25 protein-coding genes are annotated in these 24,799 nt (G+C 64.2%); 12 read left to right on the forward strand and 13 right to left on the reverse strand.

Annotated features, from left to right (window positions below):
- The first annotated feature begins 3 nt into the window (after positions 1-3).
- The 3 genes from LB577_RS07835 to LB577_RS07845 all read left to right on the forward strand — a co-directional run bounded on the left by LB577_RS07835 (position 4) and on the right by LB577_RS07845 (position 1,464).
- Positions 4-426 carry a hypothetical protein gene (locus tag LB577_RS07835; protein ID WP_224686251.1) on the forward strand — a complete coding sequence of 141 codons (423 nt, stop codon included), beginning with the start codon at positions 4-6 and terminating at the stop codon, positions 424-426.
- Between the two features lie 29 nt (positions 427-455).
- Positions 456-971, forward strand: a complete 516-nt coding sequence (locus tag LB577_RS07840; protein ID WP_013893172.1) for a hypothetical protein — start codon at positions 456-458, stop codon at positions 969-971.
- 208 nt (positions 972-1,179) lie between these two features.
- Entirely contained in the window at positions 1,180-1,464 is a 285-nt protein-coding gene (locus LB577_RS07845; RefSeq protein ID WP_023765779.1) for an SCP2 sterol-binding domain-containing protein, read from the forward strand.
- Positions 1,465-1,543: 79 nt separating this feature from the next.
- On the opposite strand, the gene LB577_RS07850 is transcribed toward LB577_RS07845, so the two are convergent.
- Both LB577_RS07850 and odc2 read right to left on the reverse strand, forming a co-directional pair.
- Positions 1,544-2,113, reverse strand: a complete 570-nt coding sequence (locus LB577_RS07850; protein WP_224686252.1) for a GNAT family N-acetyltransferase — start codon at positions 2,111-2,113, stop codon at positions 1,544-1,546.
- Positions 2,114-2,266: 153 nt separating this feature from the next.
- Complete coding sequence (odc2, locus tag LB577_RS07855; RefSeq protein WP_224686253.1) at positions 2,267-3,400, reverse strand: ornithine/lysine decarboxylase; 1,134 nt, start codon at positions 3,398-3,400, stop codon at positions 2,267-2,269.
- 540 nt (positions 3,401-3,940) lie between these two features.
- Between odc2 and LB577_RS07860 the strand changes: the two genes are divergently transcribed.
- From LB577_RS07860 to LB577_RS07875, 4 genes are all read left to right on the forward strand, one after another.
- The gene (locus LB577_RS07860; RefSeq protein WP_224686254.1) at positions 3,941-5,134 is read left to right on the forward strand and encodes an amidase; all 1,194 of its coding nucleotides are present in this window, start codon (positions 3,941-3,943) and stop codon (positions 5,132-5,134) included.
- 2 nt (positions 5,135-5,136) lie between these two features.
- On the forward strand, positions 5,137-6,036 hold the full coding sequence (locus LB577_RS07865; protein ID WP_013893168.1) for a LysR family transcriptional regulator: 900 nt from the start codon (positions 5,137-5,139) through the stop codon (positions 6,034-6,036).
- An 88-nt stretch (positions 6,037-6,124) separates the two neighbouring features.
- Positions 6,125-6,793, forward strand: coding sequence for a DUF1007 family protein (locus tag LB577_RS07870; RefSeq protein WP_224686255.1), 669 nt, complete (start codon positions 6,125-6,127; stop codon positions 6,791-6,793).
- On the forward strand, positions 6,790-8,013 hold the full coding sequence (locus LB577_RS07875) for a nickel/cobalt transporter (RefSeq protein ID WP_224686256.1): 1,224 nt from the start codon (positions 6,790-6,792) through the stop codon (positions 8,011-8,013). Before LB577_RS07870 ends, LB577_RS07875 begins: the two co-directional genes overlap by 4 nt.
- 32 nt (positions 8,014-8,045) lie before the next feature.
- On the opposite strand, the gene denD is transcribed toward LB577_RS07875, so the two are convergent.
- The 4 genes from denD to LB577_RS07895 all read right to left on the reverse strand — a co-directional run bounded on the left by denD (position 8,046) and on the right by LB577_RS07895 (position 10,997).
- Entirely contained in the window at positions 8,046-9,023 is a 978-nt protein-coding gene (gene denD / locus LB577_RS07880; RefSeq protein WP_224686257.1) for a D-erythronate dehydrogenase, read from the reverse strand.
- Between the two features lie 11 nt (positions 9,024-9,034).
- The gene (locus LB577_RS07885; protein ID WP_023765786.1) at positions 9,035-9,247 is read right to left on the reverse strand and encodes a hypothetical protein; all 213 of its coding nucleotides are present in this window, start codon (positions 9,245-9,247) and stop codon (positions 9,035-9,037) included.
- Between the two features lie 86 nt (positions 9,248-9,333).
- Positions 9,334-10,299 carry a cation diffusion facilitator family transporter gene (locus tag LB577_RS07890; protein ID WP_224686258.1) on the reverse strand — a complete coding sequence of 322 codons (966 nt, stop codon included), beginning with the start codon at positions 10,297-10,299 and terminating at the stop codon, positions 9,334-9,336.
- A gap of 11 nt (positions 10,300-10,310) precedes the next feature.
- Complete coding sequence (locus LB577_RS07895; protein WP_224686259.1) at positions 10,311-10,997, reverse strand: GNAT family N-acetyltransferase; 687 nt, start codon at positions 10,995-10,997, stop codon at positions 10,311-10,313.
- Between the two features lie 83 nt (positions 10,998-11,080).
- Here LB577_RS07895 and LB577_RS07900 point away from each other — a divergent pair, with 83 nt between their 5' ends.
- Positions 11,081-12,265, forward strand: a complete 1,185-nt coding sequence (locus tag LB577_RS07900) for a pyridoxal phosphate-dependent aminotransferase (RefSeq protein WP_224686260.1) — start codon at positions 11,081-11,083, stop codon at positions 12,263-12,265.
- A gap of 131 nt (positions 12,266-12,396) precedes the next feature.
- Entirely contained in the window at positions 12,397-12,771 is a 375-nt protein-coding gene (locus LB577_RS07905; RefSeq protein ID WP_224686261.1) for a YciI family protein, read from the forward strand.
- Positions 12,772-12,792: 21 nt separating this feature from the next.
- On the opposite strand, the gene LB577_RS07910 is transcribed toward LB577_RS07905, so the two are convergent.
- The 3 genes from LB577_RS07910 to LB577_RS07920 all read right to left on the reverse strand — a co-directional run bounded on the left by LB577_RS07910 (position 12,793) and on the right by LB577_RS07920 (position 15,627).
- A complete protein-coding gene (locus LB577_RS07910; protein WP_013893159.1) occupies positions 12,793-13,545 on the reverse strand; it encodes an SDR family oxidoreductase in 753 nt (250 codons plus the stop codon).
- Between the two features lie 302 nt (positions 13,546-13,847).
- Complete coding sequence (locus LB577_RS07915) at positions 13,848-14,588, reverse strand: tellurite resistance TerB family protein (RefSeq protein WP_224686262.1); 741 nt, start codon at positions 14,586-14,588, stop codon at positions 13,848-13,850.
- Positions 14,589-14,697: 109 nt separating this feature from the next.
- A complete protein-coding gene (locus LB577_RS07920) occupies positions 14,698-15,627 on the reverse strand; it encodes a rhodanese-related sulfurtransferase (protein WP_224686263.1) in 930 nt (309 codons plus the stop codon).
- A 215-nt stretch (positions 15,628-15,842) separates the two neighbouring features.
- On the opposite strand from LB577_RS07920, the gene LB577_RS07925 reads away from it, so the two are divergent.
- A complete protein-coding gene (locus LB577_RS07925; protein WP_224686264.1) occupies positions 15,843-16,481 on the forward strand; it encodes a 2-dehydro-3-deoxy-phosphogluconate aldolase in 639 nt (212 codons plus the stop codon).
- A gap of 7 nt (positions 16,482-16,488) precedes the next feature.
- On the opposite strand, the gene LB577_RS07930 is transcribed toward LB577_RS07925, so the two are convergent.
- Positions 16,489-17,238, reverse strand: a complete 750-nt coding sequence (locus LB577_RS07930) for an SDR family oxidoreductase (RefSeq protein WP_224686265.1) — start codon at positions 17,236-17,238, stop codon at positions 16,489-16,491.
- A 127-nt stretch (positions 17,239-17,365) separates the two neighbouring features.
- Between LB577_RS07930 and LB577_RS07935 the strand changes: the two genes are divergently transcribed.
- Positions 17,366-18,259, forward strand: coding sequence for an AraC family transcriptional regulator (locus tag LB577_RS07935; RefSeq protein ID WP_224686266.1), 894 nt, complete (start codon positions 17,366-17,368; stop codon positions 18,257-18,259).
- A 158-nt stretch (positions 18,260-18,417) separates the two neighbouring features.
- Here the strand turns inward: LB577_RS07935 and LB577_RS07940 are convergent, their stop codons facing one another.
- The 3 genes from LB577_RS07940 to LB577_RS07950 all read right to left on the reverse strand — a co-directional run bounded on the left by LB577_RS07940 (position 18,418) and on the right by LB577_RS07950 (position 22,589).
- Positions 18,418-18,645 carry a hypothetical protein gene (locus tag LB577_RS07940; RefSeq protein ID WP_224686351.1) on the reverse strand — a complete coding sequence of 76 codons (228 nt, stop codon included), beginning with the start codon at positions 18,643-18,645 and terminating at the stop codon, positions 18,418-18,420.
- Positions 18,646-18,778: 133 nt separating this feature from the next.
- The gene (locus tag LB577_RS07945; protein WP_263495921.1) at positions 18,779-20,665 is read right to left on the reverse strand and encodes a DUF882 domain-containing protein; all 1,887 of its coding nucleotides are present in this window, start codon (positions 20,663-20,665) and stop codon (positions 18,779-18,781) included.
- Positions 20,666-21,044: 379 nt separating this feature from the next.
- Positions 21,045-22,589 carry a sigma-54-dependent transcriptional regulator gene (locus tag LB577_RS07950; RefSeq protein WP_224686268.1) on the reverse strand — a complete coding sequence of 515 codons (1,545 nt, stop codon included), beginning with the start codon at positions 22,587-22,589 and terminating at the stop codon, positions 21,045-21,047.
- A 174-nt stretch (positions 22,590-22,763) separates the two neighbouring features.
- Between LB577_RS07950 and LB577_RS07955 the strand changes: the two genes are divergently transcribed.
- The gene (locus tag LB577_RS07955; RefSeq protein ID WP_224686269.1) at positions 22,764-24,602 is read left to right on the forward strand and encodes a M3 family oligoendopeptidase; all 1,839 of its coding nucleotides are present in this window, start codon (positions 22,764-22,766) and stop codon (positions 24,600-24,602) included.
- Positions 24,603-24,799: the final 197 nt, after the last annotated feature.

The raw sequence follows: 24,799 nt of genomic DNA on the forward strand, positions 1-24,799 counted from the left end.
GCCATGGCCGACATTACGGAATTCACCCCAAACCTGCCGGCGCGCACGACAGAATCGGAAACACCGATCCAGTTCGCACGGCCTGGAAACCTGGCCGCCATCATCGGCCGCATCGAGGAAGTGGTCGAGGAAGAGACCGCCGGCATCCGTAGCAACACAAGCTACGACCTCAAGGCGTCGAACGCCCGCAAGAGCCGCTATCTCTATGAACTGACCCGCGCCATGAAGGGCGGCAGCGAGGTCGAATTCCTCGAGCAGCACCGCGAGGGCCTGACCCGGCTGCGCCAGAAGCTGGCGAGGAACGAGGCGGCGATCCTGGCGCATCTCTCCGCCGTCAACGAGGTTGCCGGCCTGTTGCGGACGGCCATTCAGCGCGCCGAGACCGACGGCACCTACTCCGCCGTTGAATTCGGCAGGAAAGGTTAGGGCGCGATGATTTCGGGCTCGGGCTCTCGATGATCAAGGTCATTGCCATCGCGGTCTGGATCTGCGCCGCCACGCTCGGCGCGGTATTCTATTCGTTCCAGGCAGCGGGTGAAAAAGGTGTCGGCGAAACCCCGAAGCCGATGCTGGGCGGGTTGGACTACGTCAAGACCGACATCATTTCGGTGCCGCTGATCCACAACGCCTCGATCGACGGCTACTTCCTGACCAAGCTCGTCTACACTGTCGAGCCGGAGCAGATAAAGAAGCTGTCGATCCCGGCCGACGCGCTGATCACCGATCAGGTCTACACCTACCTCTATTCCAATCCCCAGATCGACTTCACCAACAAGCAAACGATCGACCTCGATGCCTTTCGCGCCGCGATCCGCGACACCATCAACACCCGTGTCGGCGCGAACCTGGTGCATGAGGTCCTGATCGATCAGGTCAACTTCCTGTCGAAGGACGAAATCCGCGACAACTGGCTGCGCCGCAAGAAAAGCGAGACCGCAAGCGAGATGACCAAGGCGTTCAAGGACCATTGAGCTCCGCAAGGTGCTGCCCGTGCCGACGCCGGCATGTGCGGCGATAGGAACCAGCGCCTGCAAACCGCGTTGACGTAAACGTCAATCCGAAGCTATATGCGGCAGCGATCATGATCGCCAAAGATGCGGCACGGGCTTCCGCCGGACCGAAATGCCCTGCGCTACAGATACAACCAGACAAGCAGATGCAACCAGACAGGAGAACAGCGTGAGCGTTCAGCAGATTGCCGAGAAGATCAAGTCACGCGTGGCCAGCAGCGGGTTCGATCGTTCCGTGAAGTTCGACACCGGCAGCGACGGCGTCATCGTCATCGACGGTGCCACCGTCTCGAACACCGATGCCCCGACCGATTGCACCATCAAGCTCTCGCTCGACGACCTGGACTCGCTGATCGCGGGCGATCTGAACCCGACCATGGCGTTCATGACCGGCAAGATCAAAGTCGAAGGCGACATGACGGTCGCCATGGCGCTGAGCCAGTTGATCGGCTGAGTGCGCGGCCGCTTGAACGCGGCTTTTTGAGGTCAGACGAACGCCGCCTTTCGGCGGCGTTTGTTTGAGGGTTGGTGCCTCAGGCCGCCAGTGTCGGCGCCTGCGTCTTCAGCTTGCGGCCGGCAGCCTTCAGCGTGCCCATAGCGCCGTCAAGCGCCCCGTCCACCAGTTCCAGTGCCAACAGGCGATGCCGCTCATAAGGTCCGGGCATGGCGAGCGAACCGGTCCTGGCGGCCGAGAACCCGAAGCGTCCGTAGTAGGGCGCATCGCCGACCAGAAGGATCGCCGCGTGGCCGAGGCGCGCCGCCTCGGCGATGGCGTGGCGCATCAGCGCCGAACCGATGCCGGCATTCTTGAGCGACGGGTCGACCGCAAGCGGGCCAAGCAGCAGTGCGGCCGCACCGCCCTCGCCCAGCCTGACATCCCACAGCCGCACCGTGCCGGCAACGCCGCCCGAGGCATCGCGCGCGACGAAGGCCAGGCCTTCCGAAGGCCGGCGGCCGCGCCGCAGCTTCTCCGACGATTTGGTCTTGCGCTTCGGCCCCATGGCACGATCGAGCAAGGCTTCGCGCGCCGCGACGTCGGCAACGGTTTCCGCGACCATCATGAAGGCCGGCGCATGAGCTACGAGTTCAACTGACATTTCCATTTCCGCAATCCCTGGCGAGCGGAGATCTGTTCCACAGGCGAGCCCGGGTGGGCGACAGGCGCCCGCCTGGGATGATCCGATCGGCTCTGTCAGCGCATTTTCAGGCGAAATCGTGTCCGGTTCGCCGTCCGAAAATGCGCCGAGGAAGCGCCGTCAGATCACGTAGGATCGGAGAGGCTCGAAGCCGTTGAACGCGACCGCCGAGTAGGTGGTCGTGTAGGCGCCGGTGCCTTCGATCAGCACCTCGTCGCCGATGGTCAGCGACAAGGGCAGCGGATAGGGTGTCTTTTCGTACATCACGTCGGCCGAATCGCAAGTCGGGCCGGCGAGCACGCAAGGCGCGGTCTCCGTGCCGTCATGACGGGTGACGATCGGGTAGCGGATCGCCTCGTCCATCGTCTCGGCCAGGCCACCGAACTTGCCGATGTCGAGGAACACCCAGCGCACATTATCGTTATCGGCCTTCTTCGAGATCAGCACGACTTCCGACTTGATGACGCCGGCATTGCCCACCATGCCACGGCCCGGCTCGATGATGGTCTCCGGGATCGCGTTGCCGAAATGCTTGCGCAGCGCCGAGAAGATCGCCTGGCCATAGGCCTGGGCCGCCGGCACGTCGCGCAGGTAGCGCGTCGGGAAACCGCCGCCCATGTTCACCATCTTCAAGACGATGCCTTCCTCGGCGAGCGTCGCGAAAACCGTCTTGGCGTCGCGCAGCGCACGGTCCCAGGCGGTCAGGTCGGTCTGCTGCGAGCCGACGTGGAACGACACGCCATAGGCGTCGAGGCCGAGGCCCTTGGCATGGCGCAGCACGTCGACGGCCATCGCCGGCATGCAGCCGAACTTGCGCGACAGCGGCCATTCGGCGCCCTCGCCGTCGGTCAGCACGCGGCAGAACACGCGCGAGCCTGGAGCGACGCGGGCGACCTTCTCGACCTCCTCGACGCAATCGACCGCGAACAGGCGGATGCCGAGCTGGTAGGCGCGTGCGATGTCACGCTCCTTCTTGATGGTGTTGCCGAAGGAGATGCGGTCCGCCGGCGAACCGGCGTCCATCGCCATCTCGACTTCGGCAACGGAAGCGGTGTCGAAGGACGAGCCCATCGCAGCAAGGAGACGCAGGATTTCCGGCGCCGGGTTTGCTTTCACCGCATAGTAGATCCTGGAATCGGGCAGCGCCTTCTCGAAGGCGCGGAAATTGTCGCGAACGACATCGAGGTCGACGACGAGGCAAGGGCCGGTCGGACGTCGGGTGGCGAGGAAGTCGAGGATGCGCTGAGTGGCCATCGGGATTCTCCATCACGCCTTTCGGCGCGCACAAGGGTGCGGACGCGGGCTTTCGGCCTCGCAAACACGCGGTGGACAAAGGCGGGACGGAAAATCATGGAACCAGCCGGTGGAGACCCCGGAACCATGAAACGCCGTCTCGCGGCGATGAACCTCAGCCTTGCCCGGCTTCGGTTCGCTTTGTCTGCCTTGGCTTGGATTGGGAGAACCCCGTTCCGCACTGCCGGCAATGATGGTGTGCCTCTTCAGTAACCCCGGTCTTTGGACAACCGGCAGAGAACCAGAAAGGCCCGCACCGTCGTTGCTTCAAGGTGTCCTCGGTCTGGCGGTTGGCCGCTAAACCGACTGGAGGGGTTAGCTCCAGTTACCTTACCGATTTCCCTCGCCATTCGAGGATCGGCGGACACCCACAGGCACGTGCGACTTTGGGCAAGCGCGATATAAGAGCGAAGAGTTTCACAATCAATAAAAATCGTATCCAAGGTTGTAAAATTTCTGGCGTCGAACAATGTTGGCTCAACCGTATACGGATAGCGAACGATGACAGGCACGCGTGGCCCTCTCAATGCCTTTCTCGATCTTCGCCAGATGCCGGTGGCGCATGCCGCGCTTGGCCCGCTGGCCGGCCTGCGGCTGGCCGTAAAGGACATCTACGACGTTGCCGGCTATCGCAGCGGCTGTGGCAATCCCAGGAAATTCGCCGATAGCCCGGCCGACTCGCGCACGGCGCCGGCGGTGCAGATGATTCTCGATGCCGGCGCGCGCTTCGTCGGCAAGACGCAGACCGACGAGCTGGCCTTCGCGCTGTTCGGCCAGAACGCGCATTTTTCGTTTCCGGTGAACCCGGCCGCGCCCGACCGCGTCACCGGCGGCTCGTCATCGGGATCGGCGGCGGCGGTGGCGGGCAAGCTCGCCGACATCGCCACGGGGTCCGACACCGGCGGCTCGATCCGCGCGCCGGCGAGCTTTTGCGGGCTGATCGGGCTGCGCACCACGCATGGCCGCATTTCGCTCGACGGCACCATGAAGCTGGCGCCGAGCTTCGACACCTTCGGCTGGTTCGCCGACGACATCGAGACTTACGAGACCGTCGGCAAGCTGCTGCTCGGCCGCGACCCGCATCATCACCATCTGGACCGCCCGCTGGCGCTCGACTGGCTGGACGAGCTGGTCGCCCGCCCGGCACTTGCCGAATATGCCGAAATGAAGAGGTTGGCGAGCGCGGTTTTCGGCGCGCCGGCGACGCCGGCGATGCCCTTCAGTTCGTCTCCGGATGAACTCTACTGGTGCTTTCGCCGCCTCCAGGCCAAGGAAGCCTGGGGCGTGCATGGCGAATGGATCACCAGCGGCGAGCGTGACCTCGGCCCCGGCGTCGAGGAGCGTTTCGGCTTCGGCCGTGCCGTCGACGAGCGGACGGCGCAGGCTGAGGAAGTGCGAAGGCTGATCTTTCGCGATGAACTCGGCGCCCTGCTCGGCAAGGACGGTTTCCTTGTCCTGCCAACGGTGCCGGGCCCGGCGCCCTATGTCGACTCGACGCCGGAGCAATTCCAGGCCTATCGCGAGCGGGCGCTGCACCTTCTGTGCCTCGCCGGGCTCTCCGGGTTTCCACAGATCACCTTGCCGATCGGCTCGGTCGCCGGCGCTCCGTTCGGCCTGTCGCTGCTTGGCCCTTCCGGCTGCGACATTGCCCTGATACGGCTCGGCCGAAAACTTCTCGACGCAGCAAAGGCCTGACAATGGACACACTGACCCGCATGCGCGCATTCATCGACGTCGTCGAGGCCGAAGGCTTTTCGGCGGCCGCGCGCAAGATCGGCCGCTCCAAGGCGCTGCTGTCGAAATATGTGCGCGAGCTGGAGGACGAGCTCGGCGCGCTGCTCCTCAACCGCACCACGCGCCAGTTCTCGATGACCGAGGCCGGCCACACCTATTACCGGCGCGCCTCCGAGATCGTGCGCGAGGTCGACAGCCTCGCCGACGCCGTGCGCGAATCATCCGGCGACGTGCGTGGCCGCATCAAGGTGTCGGCGCCGCGCACCTTCGCCGACGCGCCGATCGGTCAATCGCTGATCGACTTCGCCAAGCAGCACCCCGACATCGTGCTCGATATCCAGCTCGACGACCGCTTCGTCGATCTGGTCGAGGAAGGCTTCGACCTCGCGGTCCGCATCTCGCGCCTGGAGAATTCTTCGCTGATCGCCAGGCGGCTGGCGCCGTTTTCGGTAAAACTCTGCGCCTCGCCGGAGTTGATCGCCAAGCATGGCATGCCGACGCGGCCGCAGGATCTCGGCCACATGCCTTGCATCGTCGACACCAATGGCCGCGGGTTGAACAACTGGCCGTTCAAGGGTGACAACAACGACCAGCTGAGCGTCGCGGTGTCGGGCCCGATCGAGGTCAACAGCCCGATGGCGGCCCGCGCCGCCGCCATATCGGGGCTCGGATTCTGCATCCTGCCGGATTTCATCGCCGCGCCCGATTTGAAGAGCGGCCTGCTGGTGACGGCGCTCGATGACCGCATCCTGTCCGGAGGCGGCATCTTCGCCGTCTACCCGCACCGCCGCTATCTGCCGGCCAAGGTCCGCGTCTTCGTCGACTTCCTGGTGCAATGGTTCAGGACGCGCGAGATCGCCTAGCCGGTTTTAACCGTCTCAAGGTCCCAATTTCGCCCCCTTTCTGGTCACTCTCGGCATCTCTCCGAGGCCAATGGAATCGCGACCGGTAATGCACCTGAAACGGCACGCAATCATGCTGGCTTCGGCCTTGACGGCGATCTTTGCCGCGATTGGTCCAGCTTATGTGCACCCGCACGTCTTCGCCGAGGCGCGCCTCGACGTGATCCTCGGCCCGGATCACCAAACCGTGAAGGCGCTGCGCCATCTGTGGCGCTTCGACGACCTGTTTTCGAGTACGGTGATGATGGAGTTCGACAAGAACTCCGATCTGAAACTTGACGACAAGGAGCTGAAGGAGGTCGCCGACACGGTTCACGCCTCGCTGGCCGAATTCAATTACTTCCAGCTCGTCACGCAGAACGGCAAGGACGTGACGATGGTGCCGCCGCCGCATCTGATGGCCAATTTCGACAACGACCAGCTGATCATCCTGTTCGAGTCCGAACCCAAGGTCCCGATCAAGCTGACCGGCACGATCGACATCGGCGTCTACGACCCGACCTTCTACACGGCGATCGACTTCACCGAGGATTCCAACATTACGGTTGAAGGCCTGCCGTCGAACTGCACCAGCAAGGTGATCCGTCCGGACCCGGATGAGGCGATCAAGGAAAACCAGAAGACCCTGACGGATGCCTTCTTCAACGACCCGACAGGCACCGACATGAGCAAGATCTTTGCCACCAAGCTCGAACTGACCTGTCAGCCAGAAGGATGAAGCCGGTGACGAAACCGTCCCTGCGTTTGGCATTCGGCCTGTTGGCCCTGACCTTTGCGGCGATGCATTTCGCCAACGCCGCGCATGCCCAGTCCTCGCTCGGTATCGGCGTCAATGACGGCATGGCGCCGAGCACCGGTCCGTTCGCCCACATCCTGATGTGGATCAATCTGCGCCAGCAGGAATTCTACCGCGCGCTGGCGACAGCCATGAAGGCGATGCGCCAGGACAACAGCAAGATCTGGATCCTTATCGGCCTGTCCTTCGCCTATGGCATCTTCCATGCCGCCGGCCCCGGCCACGGCAAAGCCGTCATCTCGTCCTACATGGTGGCCAATGAAGTGGCGCTGCGGCGCGGCATCCTGTTGTCCTTCGTCTCGGCCCTGCTCCAGGGCTTGACGGCGATCGTGGTCATGCTGCTCGCCTATTTCGTCCTGCGCGGCACCACCATCTCGATGACCGACGCGGCCTGGTTCATGGAGATCATGAGCTTTGCGCTGGTCACCCTGTTCGGCGCCTGGCTGCTGTGGCGCAAGCTCGGCCCTTCCGTCCTGCGCCTGTTTGGCAAAGGTCCCGCCTACAGCCTGTCGGCGGCTCATGCCGGGCATTCTCATGGTGGCCATTCTCATGCGGGTCACTCTCACGCGGGCCACTCTCACGCAGCCCATTCGCATGCCGCGCACAGCCATTCGGCGCATGCCCATTCGCTCGCGGTCCATGTGCATGACGATCACGGCCATGAGCATGACCATTCGCACGATGATCACGACCATAGCGCGCATGACCACCATCATGACCATGGTGCGCATACCCATCACGATCACGCTGCGGGCGAGGTCTGCGAAACCTGCGGCCACTCGCACGCACCCGATCCGGCGCTTCTGTCGGGCGATCGCTTCGATTGGCGCACCGCGTGGTCGGCGGTGGCCGCCGTCGGCATCCGCCCCTGCTCCGGCGCGCTGATCGTACTCAGCTTCGCCCTGCTCAACGGGCTGTGGCTCGGCGGCCTGCTGTCGGTGCTGGCAATGTCGATCGGCACCGCCATCACCGTCTCGGTACTGGCGACGCTTGCCGTGACCGCCAAGAACTGGGCGGTGTATTTCGCCGGCGACGGCCGCATGGGCAACCGCATCCATTCGATCGTCGAGATCGGCGGCGCCGCCTTCGTGTTCCTGTTCGGACTTTTGCTGCTGTCGGCGAGCCTGACAGGCAGCGTCTAGGCCTTGCTCGAACCGATGGGCTGCACGAACTCCTAATCGGGAAGCTTGCCGCCTAGCTCATCCTCGATATGGGCGCGAATAATCTCATCAAAGCTCTTTTCGGCGCTGAAGCCGAGTTCCCGTGACCGCTTCGCCTCGAACCGAGTCGGCCAGCCCTTGACGATCGCCCAGATCGTCTCGTCCGGCACCTCAAGGATCAGTTTCACTACCTCGGTGCCGGCGATGCGTTCCAGCGCCTCGATCTGCTCGCCGACGGTGACGGCGACACCAGGCATCGTCAGGTTGCGGCGCGGCCCGACGGCGGCGCCATCGATCCCGGCGGCATGGATCAGGAAGTTCACCGCTGAGCGCGGGCTAGCATGGGTGTGCACGACCGAGCGCGGCACCGGCAGGATCGCCTCCTGGCCGCTCAGCGGCTCGCGGATAATGCCGGAGAAGAAGCCGGAGGCCGCCTTGTTCGGCTTGCCGGGCCGCACGCAGATGGTCGGCAGCCGGATGCCGATGCCGTCGAAGAAGCCGCGCCTGGAATAGTCGGCAAGCAGCGCTTCGCTCATCTGCTTCTGGGTACCGTAGGAGGTCAGCGGCGTCGGATGGAAGTCGTCGGGAATGACATTGGGAAACGGCGCGCCGAACACCGCGATCGACGAGGTGAAGACGACGCGCGGCGCAAAACCGGCCAGCCGGATGGCGTCGAACAGGGCGCGCGTGCCGTCGAGATTGACTCGGTAGCCGAGATCGAAATTCGCTTCCGCCTCGCCCGACACGATGCCGGCAAGATGGAACACGACATCGGGTCGCGAAGCCACCAGGCCTTCGGCGGCACCCGCCGCGGCGAGGTCGCCGGTATGGGTATTGATGCTGACACCGTCCATCGCCGGCGCCTGCGGCGGCACGATGTCGTGCAAATCGAGCGCGGTGATCTTCTCGGCCCGCAGCGTGCCGTCCTTTGCCAGCCGGGCGATGAGCTTGCGGCCGACCATGCCCGCGGCGCCCGTGATCAGAATGCGCATGTCAAAATCCCTTACTTGCCCTGATTTTTGCGCTGGCTGCGCGCGCGCAGCCAGAACACTAGGAAGAACGCCATCACGAACACGGTGCCGAACACACCGGCCAGCACGGTCGAAAAACTGCCGAGTGCCAGCATCATGGTCGGCAGGTAGAAGACGGCAATGCCGAACAGAAGCATGATCCAGACCGCTGCGATGGCCGCATTGCGCGTGTCGCGGTCCATCATGCCGCACCGGGGCGGCGGTCGTCGGGCTGGGTTTTCAAAGCTGGAGAACTCCTGAGGCAGGTTCGATCGATGGTCATCGACAGGACCTAGTGATAGTGGCCGTGATGCGGGACAGCATCGTGCTCGTGATGGTGGTCGTTGCCCTCGTCGGTGCACTTTCCGAATTCCGGCTCCACGGTGGCATGGCTGATGCCGTGCGCGCTGGCAAGCCGCTTCTTGACGGCGCTGACCGCCTGATACGCATCGACGCCGTCATTGAGACAGGCATGCAGCGTCGCCATGTTGCTGGCGCCATCGAGCGACCAGATATGCATATGGTGCACCTCCCGCACGCCCCTGACCGTTGCCTCGATATCGCGGGCGATCAGGTCCCGGTCGAGGCTGGGCGGCACGCCTTCGAGCAGCACATGGGCCGCGGCGCGCATCAGCGACCAGGCCGTCGACAAGATGAGCAGCGAGACCAGCACCGACAGGATCGGGTCGATCGGCGTCCAGCCGGTCGCCAGGATCACCAGTGCGGCCACGATCGCCGCGGCCGAGCCGAGCAGGTCGCCAAGCACATGCAGGATGGCGCCACGCATGTTCAGGCTTTCGCGGTCGCCGCCATGCAGCACGAAGAAGGAGCCGAGATTGACCAGCAGGCCCAGGATCGCCACCACCAGCATCGGTCCGCCCAGCACCGGGGCCGGCGTCTGCAGGCGCTCCCACGCCTCGTAGATGATCCACAGCGCAATGACGAAGATGGCGATGCCGTTGGTGTAGGCCACCAGCGTCTTGACCCGGCCGAAGCCGTAGGTGAGCTGGCCGGTCGCGGGCCGTCCCGCAAGATGGAAGGCATACCAGGCAAGGCCCAGCGCGATCGCGTCGGCGAGCATGTGCCCGGCATCGGCCAGCAGCGCCAGCGAGCCGGTGAAGAGACCGCCGAGTGCCTCCGCCACCATGAACCCCGCCGTCAGGCCGGCCGCGATCAGCACACGCTTCTTGTCGGTCGAGCCATGCACATGGCCGGGCCCGCCGTGATCATGGCCGCTATGGTCGTGGGAATGGGCCAAAATAAGAACTCCTAGGCGCCGAATTCAGCGCGACAATCCTCGAGCCGTCGCTTCTGCTGGCCGTCGCCATCGAAATTGGCCGGGTCGAGCCACGCTTCATAAGCCTTGCGCAACCCCGGCCATTCCTTGTCGATGATCGAATACCATGCGGTGTCGCGGTTTTCACCCTTGACGATGAGATGCTGGCGGAAAATGCCCTCGAATTTGAAGCCGAACCGTTCCGCCGCCCGCTTCGACGGTTCGTTGCGGTTGTTGCACTTCCATTCGTAACGGCGATAGCCGAGCCCGTCGAAGATGTATTTCATGAACAGGAACTGCGCTTCCGTGGCTGCCGGCTTGCGCGAAATGAGTGGCCCCCAATAGATGTTGCCGATCTCGATGACGCCGTAGGCCGGATCGATGCGCATCAGCGTCTGGCGCCCGGCGACCTTGCCGCTGGCCTTGTCGATGATGGCGAAGAACAGCGGATCTTCGCTGGCTTCGACCTTGTCCAGCCATGGCTGGAAGGCGGCACGGGTTTCCGGCGGATAATCGGGCAGCCAGGCGAAGCGGCCGTCGACATCGGACACCGAGGACGCCTCGTAGAGCCCATCACCGTGCTTTGCGGCGCTCAGCGGCTCAAGCCGGACGTATCGACCGTCGATGGGCTTGCGCTCGGGTCGCGGACGCGGTTGCCAGTCTTTGAGATTTTCCGACACCAAAAACTCCAATCCGTTTGACTTTTGCGGGCCAAGGCTCACAAAAACGCGACCCAACAGTAAGAACCACACGGACGGGAAAAATGCTCCACACGATTTCGGCCTTCGACCGTCTCGGCGAGGAAAATGCGTTCGCTGTGCTGGCGCGGGCAACGGCGCTGGCTCAACAGGGCCGCGACATCGTCAATCTCGGCATCGGCCAGCCCGACTTCAAGACGCCGCAGCACATCGTCGAGGCCGCCATCAAGGCGCTGCGCGACGGCCACCATGGCTACACGCCGGCAAACGGGCTTCTGGCGACGCGCGAGGCTGTGGTGCGCCGCACGCTGACCACCACCGGTGTCGAAGTGTCGCCAGAGACGGTGATGGTCCTGCCCGGCGGCAAGCCGACCATGTTCGCCGCCATCCTGATGTTCGGCGAGCCCGGCGCCGAGATCCTCTACCCCGATCCCGGCTTTCCCATCTACCGCTCGATGATCGAGTTCACCGGCGCGGCACCCATTCCCGTGCCGATGCGCGAAGAGAACGGCTTTGCCTTTTCCGCCGAGGAAACGCTGGCGCTGATCACCTCCAAGACCAGGCTCTTGATTCTGAACTCTCCGGCCAACCCGACCGGCGGCGTCACGCCGCGCGCCGAGATCGAGAAGCTGGTCAGGGGCCTGGAGAAGCACCCAGACGTCGCCATCCTTTCCGACGAGATCTACGACGTCATGACCTATGACGGCGAGACGCATTGCTCGCTGCTCGGCTTCCCCGAGATCCGCGACCGGCTGATCGTGCTCAATGGCTGGTCCAAGACCTGGGCGATGACTGGCTGGCGCATGGGCTGGTCGATCTGGCCGAATGGCGACAAGGGCGCTCATCTCTACGACAAGGTGCGCAAGCTGGCGGTCAATTGCTGGTCCTGCGTCAACGCGCCGAGCCAGTTCGCCGGCATCGCCGCCATCGACGGTCCGCAGGACGACGTCGACAGGATGATGCGTGCCTTCGACCGCCGCAGGAAGATCGTGGTCGAGGGCCTGAACGCCTTGCCCAACATTTCCTGCATCACCCCCAAGGGCGCCTTCTACGCCTTCCCCAACGTGTCGAAGACCGGCTGGAAGGCAAAGAAGCTGGCTTCCGCCCTGCTCGACGACGCCGGCGTGGCGCTGATCGGCGGCCCCGATTTCGGCATTCTCGGCGAAGGCTACATCAGGCTCTCCTACGCCAACTCCGAGGAGAACATCTTGCGGGCGCTGGACAGGATCGGAGCCTTCCTGGCGAAGTGAGGTTCAAAGCGGCCTGCTGCCCCCTCCCGGACGGTGTCATGAGCCGTCCGGAGGCGCGCGGCCAAGACTGGGCGTGCATGTCGGGAACAGCTACGGTCCTCGGATCAGGATCGAAGTGGGGTGACATTCGAATGTTCTATGCAATCCTTGCCTATCATGTGGAAGACGCAATCAAGGCGCTGACGCCGCAGGAAGATGCGGCGCTGATGGCTGACTTGCTCAAGATCAACACCCGGCTTCATGAGGAAGGCACGCTTGGACCGTCAGCGCGTCTGGGGTCGACACAGGATGCCTGCACCTTGCGCGGCCCGGGCGACGGCGTGATCATCGACGGCCCTTTCGCCGAGACCAAGGAACAGCTGCTCGGTCTCTATGTAGTCGACTGCGCCACCAGAGATGCGGCAATCGCGATCGCCCGCGACCTTCGCCGCGTCAATCCGACCGCCGTTTACGAGATCAGGCCCATTCTGCTGTTCAAGCCCGGCGTGCCGCTGGCGGGCGAATGAGGCGGCGGCGAAAGCCTGTGCTCATCCGCGCCCCACGAATGGCATCTTGGTCGCCATCACTGTCATGAACAGTACATTGGCGTCGAGCGGCAGGCTGGCCATGTGGACGACCGCGTCGGCAACATGCTGGACATCCATCACGGCTTCGGCGGCGATGGAGCCGTTGGCCTGCGGCACGCCGACGGTCATCGGCTGCGCCATGTCGGTCAGCGCATTGCCGATGTCGATCTGGCCGCAGGCGATGTCATAGGGGCGGCCGTCGAGCGCCAGCGTCTTGGTCAGCCCGGTGATGGCGTGCTTGGTCGCCGTATAGGGCACCGAGCCCGGGCGCGGCGCATAGGCCGACACCGAACCATTGTTGATGATGCGGCCACCCATCGGCCGCTGCTTGCGCATGGCACCGAACGCAGCACGCGCGCACAGGAAGGAACCGGTGAGGTTGACGCCGACGATATCGTTCCACACCTCGACCGGGATCTCATCGATCGGCGTCGACTTGTAGCCCATGCCGGCATTGTTGAAGAGCAGGTCGACGCGACCAAAGGCCTCCGCCACGGTCTCGAAAAGATCATCGACCTCGCCGGCCTTGCTGATGTCGCAGGCAACCGCCAGCGCCTTGGCGTCGGAGGGGCCAGCCTCGGCGACCGCGGCGTCCAGCACCGCCTTGCGGCGACCGCAGAACACCGTGTTCCAGCCGGCCTTGAGCAATGCCGTGGCGACGCTCTTGCCGATGCCCGTGCCGGCGCCGGTGACGATGGCGGTTTTCTCGGTCATGGCAGTTGTCCTCCGGCAGCGCCGCGCGTGCCCGCTTGATTTTCAGGATCTGGCTTCAGAACAGAAGGCATCGCAAATGACGGCAGCGATGGCAAGCGGAGCGGCCAGCACATGTTCCCGAAAAGTGGAATCCGGTGTGCGGAAGCGGCCTCATCCGGGCCGACAAAAAGGGCGGTCATTGGCGACCGCCCTGATCTGAACCGGACTTGGGAGGAGGAAAGCCGATCCGACTGTGTAGAATCATGCGCTTCCTGAGTTAACGAAGGGTAAACGCAGGCTAAGTGCACCTGTGCCGATATGGGCTACCAACGCGGATTGGGCGAAGTGCCCGCCTTTGCGGCCGGCACCTTGGCAGCCGAAACCGTCGCCTCGACATGGTCTATCAGGGCATCCGGCAGGCCAAGCCGGCCGGCGAGCAGGTCGAGATAGCCGCGCTCGGTGCGCGTGTCCGGGTCTATGGTCAGGCGCGACGCGGTGTAGAGCTCGAGCTTCTGCGCGTCGGTCTTGGCACCCGCCACCAGCGTGTCGAGATCGAGCGGGCTTTCCAGCTCCGCCATCAGGAATTTCTCGGCATCGGAGCCGATACCGGAAAGGCTGAGCTTGCCGGCGATCTTCTTGCGTTCGTCCTCGTCGACATGGCCGTCGGCCTTGGCCGCCGAGATCATCGCGCGAACCAGCGTCAGCGTGAACTCATCTTCGCCCTGCGGCGCCTGCGACGGGTGGAAGGCAGTATCCTTGGGCGGCGGCAGCAATTCCGGTTCGCCGGCGGCGGGCGCCTGCTCCGGTGCATTGCCGGCCTTGTAGTTCTGGTAGGCCTTGTAGGCGAGACCGCCAATGGCAGCCAATCCACCGAGCTTCACCGCCGTGCCTGTCACCTGGCGACCGGCGCCGGTTCCAAGCAGCACCGCCGCAAGCGCGCCGGCCGCCAGCGGATTGTCCTTGGCCATCTGCACGGCCTGGCCCGCCTTGTCGCGGACAGTGCCGGTGGTACCGGGAATTTGCGAGCCGAGCAGTTCGTCGAGAAGCTTCTTGGGATCGAACATCAATGCCTCCAGGATTTGCCCGGCTGAACGGGCAGGTTTCGAACGTCGAAGACGTAGGTTCCGAAGCCTGGCATTGCAATGACAGGCTGCCGCTTGGCAGCGGCTGGGATCAGGAGCCGATATGCGGGCCCTTGCCCCGCGCTTGCGCGAGTTCGACCTGGCGCTGGCGCTCGGCGTAGCGCTTGCGGTCTTCATCCGAGCGGGCATCGAAGCAATGCGGGCAAGAGATACCTGCGGCAAACTTCGGCGACGACCGCTCGCTTACCGTCAGCGGATGGCGGCAGGCGCGGCAGAGTTCGGCGTCCCCCTCGGCCAGGCCATGCGACACCGAAACGCGCTCGTCGAAGACGAAGCACTCGCCCTGCCACACGCTTTGTTCGGCCGGAACCTCCTCGAGATATCTGAGGATGCCGCCCTTGAGGTGGAACACATCCTCGAAGCCAAGCGACCTGACATAGGCGGTCGCTTTCTCGCAACGGATGCCGCCGGTGCAGAACATCGCCACCTTGCGGCCTTCGAGCTCCGCCCGGTGCGCTTCCACCCAGGCCGGAAACTCGCGAAAGCTCGCGGTCGCTGGGTCGATCGCCCCCTTGAACGTGCCGATCGACACCTCATAGGCGTTGCGCGTGTCGATGACGATCGTGTCGGGTTGCGAAATCAGGGCGTTCCAGTCGGCCGGCGCGATATAGGTGCCCGCACTTGTCGCCGGGTCGATGTCCCCGACGCCCATGGTGACGATCTCGCGCTTCAGCCGCACCTTCATGCGGTGGAACGGCATTTCCACAGCTTCGCTGTATTTGACCTCCAGGCCCGCCAAGCCCTCGACGGCCTCGATATGGTCGATGAGTTCGGCGATCGCTGCTTCGCTGCCCGCGACGGTACCGTTGATACCTTCATGCGCCAGGAGCAGTGTGCCCTTGATGCCGCGTCCGCAACAGAAGGCGGCAAGCGGCGCACGCAATGCCTCGAAGGCGTCGAGCCGGGCAAACCGGTAGAGCGCGGCGACGCGGACGGGTTGGGATGGCGCGGACGGTGTCATTGCCAGAGCAACTAGACGCTCGTAAAAGGCGATTCAAGGCAAAACGGGCTCGGCGGCCTGTTTCGGTGGCTTGTTTCGCTTGCCTGTCATGGCCCTGTTGGGGAAGAGACGGTAAGCTGCCCGATGACGCGTGACATCGCGACGCGACCAGGTTCGTGGACAGGCAAACACCCGTCTGCTAATCGGTTGAAATAGCCTTTTACATGGAGAGACAGATGCCCAGCAAGACCGAAAAACTCCTGTCGCTTCTGAACGGCCAGCCGGTCATTCCGGTGCTGAAGATCACCGATGTCGCCAGCGCGGTGCCGCTGGCCCGTGCACTGGCGCGCGGCGGCTTGTCGGCGATCGAGATCACGCTCAGAACCGCCGATGCGCTGGAAGCGATCCGGCGGGTCGCCGCCGAGGTCGAGGAAGCCATTGTCGGCGCCGGCACCATTCTGGACAGCAGGCAGTTCGACGAGGCAGCCAGCGCCGGTTCGCGCTTCATCGTCAGCCCCGGCATCACCCGCGAGCTTCTGGCGGCGGCCGCCGACAGCGAGGTTCCGCTGCTGCCCGGCGCCATCACGCCCGGCGAGATCATGGCCGCGCGCGAGGCCGGCCTGCGCTTCCTGAAGTTCTTCCCCGCCGAGCAGTCGGGCGGCATCGCCTCCTTGAAGGCCTTCGCCTCGCCGCTGGCCGATGTCAAATTCTGCCCGACCGGCGGCATCACCGGCAAGAACGCGGCCGACTACCTCAGCCTGCCGAACGTGATCTGCGTCGGTGGCTCCTGGGTCGCGCCCGACGATATGGTCAAGGCCGGCAAATGGGACGAGATCGAAGCGCTGGCGCGCGCCGCGAGCCAGCTTCGGAAATAGCCATCGCTCACCAGGGCAACGGACCATTCTCATCGAAATAGCCGCCGGTGGGGCCGCCGGCCTTCAGCGTCGCCAGCTGCACGATGATCCCGGCAGCCTGCTGCACCGTACGGCCGCCCTTGTGCGCATTGAGGTCCGTCGCGGCGTAGCCGGGAGCGGCAGCGTTGACCATGATACCGCGCGTCGAAAGCTCCCGGGCGAAGGCCACGGTGACGGCATTGAGCGCTGTTTTCGAGCTGCCATAGCCCATGACATTGGGCGACTGGCTGTTATCAGCGGCGCGCGCGATCGAGCCGAGATAGCTGCTGACCATGACGATGCGGGCGGCGGGCGATGCCAGGAGGAGCGGCAGGAATGCCTGGGTGACGCGAACCGGACCGAAGACGTTGACGTCATAGGTGGCCTTCATGTCGGCGACACTCTCGCGGCTCGGCGGCCGTTCGTAGCCGCCGTCCGGCCCCAGCGCGTCGACATAGCCGGGGGCAATGCCGGCATTGTTGACCAGCGCGTCAAGGCTGGATATCCGCGTCGTCAAAGTTCTGGCCGCGGCCGTTACGCTGTCGTCGCTGGCGACGTCGAGTTGGAGCCATTCGACGCCAAAACCTTCGTTGCGCAACGTCTTTGCCGCGGCCTCGCCGCGCTCGGCATCGCGGGCGCCGAGCCAGACCTTGAATCCCATGACCGCCAGCCGGCGAGCGGTCTCGTGGCCGATACCCTTGTTGGCGCCGGTGACCAACGCATTCACTTTCGTCGTCATGTCCGTGTCTCCTTGATGACCTAGAAATGACCTGCGTTGGCCGGTTTCGCGCGCCGGATACTCGCGTCCTCTTGCCTAATCCTCTCAACTGGTTGCGCGGTCAGCATGGATCGGCAATGCTGAAGACATGGAAGAAGCCCTGCAGGAATTGATCGTGATCGCCGGCCGCCATGCGCATGGGCGGCGCACAAAGACAGCCATCCCGCGTGTTTCCATCGGCCGCAGCGAGATTGCGACCCCGCCGCTGCCCGAGCTTTGCCAACCAACGGCGCTGTTCGTGCTGCAGGGGACGAAAACGGTGCTGATCGGCGACCGCACGCTTCGCTATGGCGCCGGCAGCTATTTCGTCTATGCGGTGGAGACGCCCGCCACCAGTCAGCTCATCGAGGCGAGCAGCGCCCGTCCCTATGTGGCCGTCGCCTTCGCCCTCGACATCGAGTTGATCGCCACCTTGATCGTCGACCACAAGCCGGCGCTCGACGGCGACAGCTTCGTGACCGACCGGGCCGATGACGAACTGCTCGATGCATGGCGCCGCATGCTGCGGCTGCTCGACCGGCCAGCAGAGATTCCCGTGCTCGCGCCCATGCTCGAACGCGAGATCGCATTCCGCCTGTTGCAGGGTCCGCAAGGCGCGAAGCTTCGCCATCTCGCGCGCGCTGACGGCCGCTTGTCACAGATCCGCCGCGCCACCGCCTGGATACGATCGCACTACAACGAGCCTATCGACGTGACGGAATTGGCCGAACTCGCGCATATGAGCAACGCCTCGTTTCACCGCCACTTCAAGGCGGCAACCGCCATGAGCCCGATCCAGTATCAGAAGCAGGTCCGTCTGCTGGAGGCGCGTCATCTGCTGATCGCTGAGTCGGGCAACGCCACGCGCGTCGCCTTTGCCGTCGGTTATGAAAGCGCATCCCAGTTCAGCCGGGAGTATGCGCGCCATTTCGGACTGCCGCCGTCGCGTGACGCAGCGCGGCTTCTGGCCAAGGGTGAAGCTGCTACGCTGGAAATCGACTGATGCCGCCGCCCGGCGGTGATCACGGGTTTGGGAGCGAGACTCGCGGTGACTTGCCGACAGGTTGGCTCCGACCAGTGTAAGAGCCGCGTCAGCTGGCATATGAACGCCCGGCCGACTCCCGCCGATCGGGCCAATTCACCGGATCTATCAATTCCGGATCAGTTGCAGACCCTGATCTTGTTGACCACCCTATGGTGGTGAACCCAATGCTTGACCACCTTGGTCCTGCACTGATGCTTGCCGTTCTTGATGATCACGGTTTCGGCTTGCGAGGGAGCAATCGCAGCCGATGCTGCCGCCAGTGCCAGAACTGATGCCAGTAGAATATCCCCAGGTTGGAACGCGCCGATAGTGACCTGGAAATGGGTCCATCGTTCCGATCTCACGAGAAGTTCCGTCTCGCGTGATCTGGCTCCCGACGGTGATGACCGGCGAGCCTTTCAAGCTTCGAATGGGTAATATTAAACAGCAAAAAGCCGCGCAGGCTGCCCGGCGCGGCTTTTGCGATTGGCTGGTCGGTTACTTCGTCTGGAAGCGGGCGACCGACATGAACTTGACGGCGTTGCCGGTGAAGCGATTGGGGTCGGCTACCGCGTCGCCCGACTGGAAGCCGGCCGTATAGACCTCGGTCGGCGGCGTATGCACGATATTGTAGGCGTAGCCCGGCGCCGTCGTTGCGCTCGAAACGGCGGCGACAGTCTCGCCACTGGTCAGCGCCCAGCGGGCGGCCTGAGGCGCGGCTGCGACCACCACGGCCCTGGGGCCGGGCTTCTGGTCGCGGGCGGTGGCCCTGGCTTCCTTGCGGGTCGTCTTCACGCCGGCGCCGATCGCGGCTGCCGGATCGGAACCGGCCGGACGGGCGGCAACAGCCTGGCGAGGCGATGCCGCATCGACGGCGGACGGATCGTTGAAGGCCGAGCGCGGTTCTTCGGACAGCGAGGCAAGCTGGTATTCGTCACCGCCGCCGACCTGTGCATTGGCAACCTGTGCATTGGCAACCTGGGCATTGGCGAGCTGGGCATTGGCTTCGTCGAGCACGGCCTTGACGGCATCCGGCTTGGCCGGTGCCGGACGCGCCGTCGGCAGCACCGAGAACGCATCCGTGGCGGACTTGTCCTGATCAGCCGTCTCGGCCAGCGCCATCAGCACATCCTTGCTGGGCGGCGGTGCGAGGTCCGCCGGCAACGAGTGTTCGGGACGCCAGGTCGGCAATGGGATGTTGTTGACGGCAATCTGCGCCGGATCGGCGGCGGCAGCAGCCGCCATCGCCGCAGGGTCGGCCTTGCCGAAAGGCATGTTCGCCGGCGCCTGCGCGGTCGCCACGGCCTGTTCGGTGGTGGCCGTCGCATCCGCCGTGGCGAACGGAACATTCTCAGGCTGCTGCGCGCCGACATCAGCCTTCGGCCGCGGCGCGAAGTCGGGCAGCGGGATCTCCTTGGCAGGCAGCGCCGCGATGATCGTCTCCGGCGTGTCCGTCCGCGGCTCCGGAGCCTGCTCGTCGGCGACCTGCGGAATTTCGGCGCGCTGCGCATTCTCGGGCGCGACGATGGCGATGCCCGGCAGGTTGCTGCTCTTGGCAGTGGCCAGCGGCTTCACGTTTCTCGGCTTGGGCGCGGGTGCGGCCGAAGCGGTTTCGACATCGGCGCTGTCGTCGGCTTCATCGTCGCCGCCGCCAAAGAATGCGGAGAGGAACCCGCCGGACTTCTTGCCGCTGCCGCCGGCGCTGGCCAGTTCGATGTTGGGTGTGCCGGAGCCGCTGCGCGCCTTGTAGGAGGCGAGCGCCTGCTCATAGCCCGGCAGCGGCCGGCCGTCGCTCGGCACATGCAGTGTCTTGCCATTGGGGAACAGGCTGACCAGTTCCTGGCGGCTGATGCCGGGCCAATGGCGTACATTGCCGACATCCATGTGGACGAACGGCGAACCGGAGGTAGGGTAATAGCCGACGCCACCGCCCTGCATCTTGAGGCCGATGTTGCGCAGCTTCTTCAGCGGCACGCCGGGAATGTAGAAGTCCATCGCTTTGCCAAGCATGTGCTGGCTCTTCTCGGCGACGCCCCGGCTGCGGCTGCGCAGCATCGAGTTGGTCGCCGGCGAGCGGTAGCCGCAGACGACCTGGATATAGTCGGTGGCGCCGCTTTCCCGATACGCCTCCCAGACCAGGTCCAGCAGGCGCGGGTCCATCTTGGTCGGCTCGTTGCGCCGCCAGTCGCGCAGGATGATGTTGATCTTCCTCAGACCCTCGGGAATGTAGCGGCCATTGCGCTTGTAGACGATCTCGGCCTTCTCGTGGGTGTGGAGGTGATAGAGCTTGAGCGAACGAACTTCGGCCTGGGCGCCCGTGGCGGCCGCGGCAACAAAACCAAATGCGACAATCACCGCTGCCAGCCATCTCGGCCAGACGCGCAAATGATGATGACGCCCGTTTGTGAGTCGTTCGATTCTGTTCAAATCAAAAGGCCTTGCAGGCTGCCGTTTGTCCCCGGATTTGCCCAAACGGATGTGTCGTTTTCACATCCGAATATCGATCCTAATGGTTAATCATCGCTTATTGAAGCCGAAATGCGGTAACACCATGGCGATATCCCGTCAAAAATTGTTCGGAGGGTTTCTTGGTAAACCGCTGGTTTAGATCACGTTTCCGCCTTTGGCTGAAACACGATCTGTTACCATTAGCCTTAATGCGTGATCGCCACCTGTCGGGCACCGCTCCCAGCCCGCCATAATCCGGCCGGGACAGTGCAAGACCGCACCATGACAGGGCAAGCTGGTCCCGGCCTTGCGCCGCTCAGGAGGCGAGGCGGTCGATACGCCCGGTTTCCGGGTCGATGCCGTATTCCTTGAGCTTGCGGTAAAGCGTCGAGCGGCCGATGCCGAGGCGACGGGCGACTTCGCTCATCTGGCCGTTGTAGTGATCGATGGCGAGCTTGATCATCTCGAGTTCGACATCGGCCAGCGCCCGCACATTGCCGCGTTCGTCGAGCGCCTTCAACGTGCCGAAGCGAGGCTGCGTCCTGACGGCTTGGTCGTGCACGCTTGCCGGAACGGCGTCGCTGGGCACGATATCCTCATCGCGGGGCTCCAGCGATGGCGGCGCGAGAGCGTCTGCTTCCTGATCGCCATCCGTTTCGAGGTTGACGGTACCCTCCACCTGCGCCCGGATCTGCGGGAAATCATCGACGGTCAGCACATCGCCTTCGCACAACACCGAGGCGCGAAAGACCGCGTTCTCCAATTGCCTGATGTTGCCTGGCCAATCATAGGCCTGCAGCACGGCAAGCGCCGCCGCCGAAATGCCCGTAAGACGGTGGCGCGGGTCGGCGGGCGCCACTTTCTCCATGAAATGTCTGACCAGGTGCGGGATGTCGTCGCGGCGGTCGCGCAGCGGCGGCACGAAGATCGGATAGACGTTCAGCCGATAGAACAGATCCTCGCGGAACTTGCCGTCCTTGACCTGCTGCAAGAGGTTGCGGTGCGTGGCCGAGATCAGCCTGATGTCGACCCTGACGGTGGCGCGGCCGCCGACCGGATCGACCTCGCCGTCCTGCACGGCGCGCAGCAGCTTGACCTGCACGTCGAGCGGCAGGTCGCCGATCTCGTCGAGGAACAGCGTGCCCGAATGCGCGTCGACGAACTTGCCGGTGTGCTTGTCGGTGGCGCCGGTGAACGAGCCCTTCTCGTGGCCGAACAGGATGGATTCGACCAGATTGTCGGGAATGGCGCCGCAATTGACGGTGACGAAGGGTTTCGAACGGCGGTCGCCGCTGCCCTGGATGGCGCGCGCCACCAGTTCCTTGCCGACGCCGGATTCGCCTTCGATCAGGGTCGGGATATTGGAAGCCGCCGCTTTCTGGCCAAGGCGTATCACCCTGTCCATGGCCGGACTGTGCGTGATCATGTCCTTGAAGGTCAGCAGTCCGCCGCGCTTGCGCGACGTGCGCTTGACCTCGCCCTCGACCGCCTCGACCTTGAGCGCATTGGCGATCGCGGCCTGCAGCCTGTCGGGCGAAGCCGGCTTGACGACGAAATCGAACGCGCCATGGCGCATCGCCGAAACCACGGTTTCGATGCCGCCCTGGGCGGTCTGCACGATGACCGGCACGCTGATGCCGCGCTCGCGCATCGCCTTCAGCACACCGATGCCGTCGAGGCCGGGCATGACCAGGTCGAGGATGACGACGGAGACGTCGCGAGTGCCAGGCCCGTCGAGCACTTCGAGACCCGCGGCACCGCCGTCGGCGACGATTGCCGTATGGCCGAACCGCGTCACCGCCGCCTCGAGCAGCCGGCGCTGCACGGGATCGTCATCGACTATGAGTATGGAACCTGTCATGACTGTCTTGAGTTGCCCGCGCCCGAAATCCCCATGGATCATCTTGGCACAGGGTTCTAAATAAGGTTTCAAAAAACCCGGTGAACGAATTCCTTAGGATTTGACCGGCTTCTCCATTCTCCCTTTGATTCTGACCCCAGATTCTGACCCGTTGATTCACAGAAGGTATTGTCGATGCGCATGATGTTTGGTCGGCGGCTTGCGGCGCCAGCGTCCGGTCAGGGCGCGGCCGGGCTTGGCGATCTGCCGGAATGGAACCTTGCCGACCTTTACACCGGCATGGACGCGCCGGAGCTGAAGCGTGACATCGCCAGGGCCGCCGCCGATGCGATCGCTTTCGAGGCCCGCTGGAAGGGCACGCTGGCGGCCGAAGCCGAGCGCGGCAGCGCCGGCAGGCTGGGCGAGGCGCTGGTGGCCTATGAGGCGCTGGAGGAACTGATCGGCCGCATCGTCTCCTATGCCGGCCTGGTCTATGCCGGCAACACGGCCGACCCGCAGCGCGCCAAGCTCTATGGCGACATCCAGGAGAAGATGACCGACGCCAGTGCGCATCTTCTATTCTTCGCGCTCGAATTGAACCTGATCGACGACGCGGCGATCGAAGGCGCGCTGGCCGCCGACCCCGCTTTCGGCCACTACCGGCCCTGGGTGCTCGATCTCAGGATGGACAAGCCCTATCAGCTCGAGGACCGCGTCGAGCAGCTTTTCCATGAGAAATCGATCACCGGGCGCGGCGCCTGGAACCGCTTGTTCGACGAAACGATGACCGACCTTCGCTTCGACGTCGAAGGCGAGGAACTGACGCTGGAGCCGGCGCTCAACCGCCTGCAGGATGCCGACGGTGAAGTCCGGCGTCGGGCTTCCGCGGCGCTGGCCGCGACTTTCCGCAAGAATTTGCGCACCTTCACCCTGATCACCAACACGCTGGCCAAGGACAAGGAAATCTCGGACCGCTGGCGCGGCTTCGAGGACATCGCCGATTCACGCCACCTCGCCAACCGGGTCGAGCGCAGCGTGGTCGACGCGCTCGCCACCGCCGTACGCGAGGCCTATCCGCGCCTGTCGCACCGCTATTACCAGATGAAGGCGCGGTGGCTTGGCATGGAGGTGATGAACCACTGGGACCGCAACGCGCCGCTGCCGGAGACGCCGCAAGCGGTGATCGGCTGGGACGAGGCCAGGAACACCGTTCTGTCGGCCTATCACCGCTTCTCGCCTGATATGGCCGAGATCGCCCGCACCTTTTTCGACCGCAACTGGATCGACGCGCCGGTGCGCCCTGGCAAGTCGCCCGGCGCCTTTGCCCACCCGACCGTGCCGTCGGCTCATCCCTATGTGCTGCTCAACTACATGGGCAAGCCGCGCGACGTGATGACGCTGGCGCATGAACTCGGTCACGGCGTGCACCAGGTGCTGGCCGCCGGCCAGGGCGCGCTGATGGCCTCGACACCGCTGACGCTGGCCGAGACAGCCTCCGTCTTCGGCGAGATGCTGACTTTCCGCTCGTTGCTCGAGCAGACCACCGACCGGCGCGAGCGCAAGGCCATGCTCGCACAGAAGGTCGAGGACATGATCAACACGGTGGTGCGCCAGATCGCCTTCTACGAATTCGAGCGCAAGGTGCACGCCGAGCGCCGCAACGGCGAACTGACATCCGACCGGCTCGGCCAGTTCTGGCTTGAGGTGCAGGCCGAAAGCCTGGGACCCGCGATCAAATTGCGCGAGGGTTATGAAGTGTTCTGGACTTACATCCCGCACTTCATCCATTCGCCCTTCTATGTCTACGCCTATGCTTTCGGCGACTGCTTGGTGAATTCGCTCTATGCGGTCTACCAGAACGCCGAGCGCGGCTTCCAGGACAAGTATTTCGAGATGCTGCGCGCCGGCGGCACCAAGCATCACTCCGAGCTTCTGGCCCCCTTTGGTCTCGACGCCACCGATCCGGCCTTCTGGCAGATCGGGCTCGGCGTGATCGGCGGCCTCATCGACGAACTGGAAGCGCTCGACGGTTGAGATGTCTCGCGCCGGCACGGAACAGTTTAGCCGGAATGCATGTTGGGCCAGCACCATTCCTGGCTAAATATCTGTTCTTCAACGACTCTCGGCGGCAAGTTTTCCGATAGCTTTCCGCAAGCCCTATGGTAGCCTTTGCTCCAAGCTCAGCCGGAGCGTACGCGGATCGGCGAGGAAAAATCTCGGCCGACCGTGGC

Source organism: Mesorhizobium sp. B283B1A, assembly GCF_020165735.1.
Taxonomy (GTDB): Bacteria; Pseudomonadota; Alphaproteobacteria; order Rhizobiales; family Rhizobiaceae; genus Mesorhizobium; species Mesorhizobium opportunistum.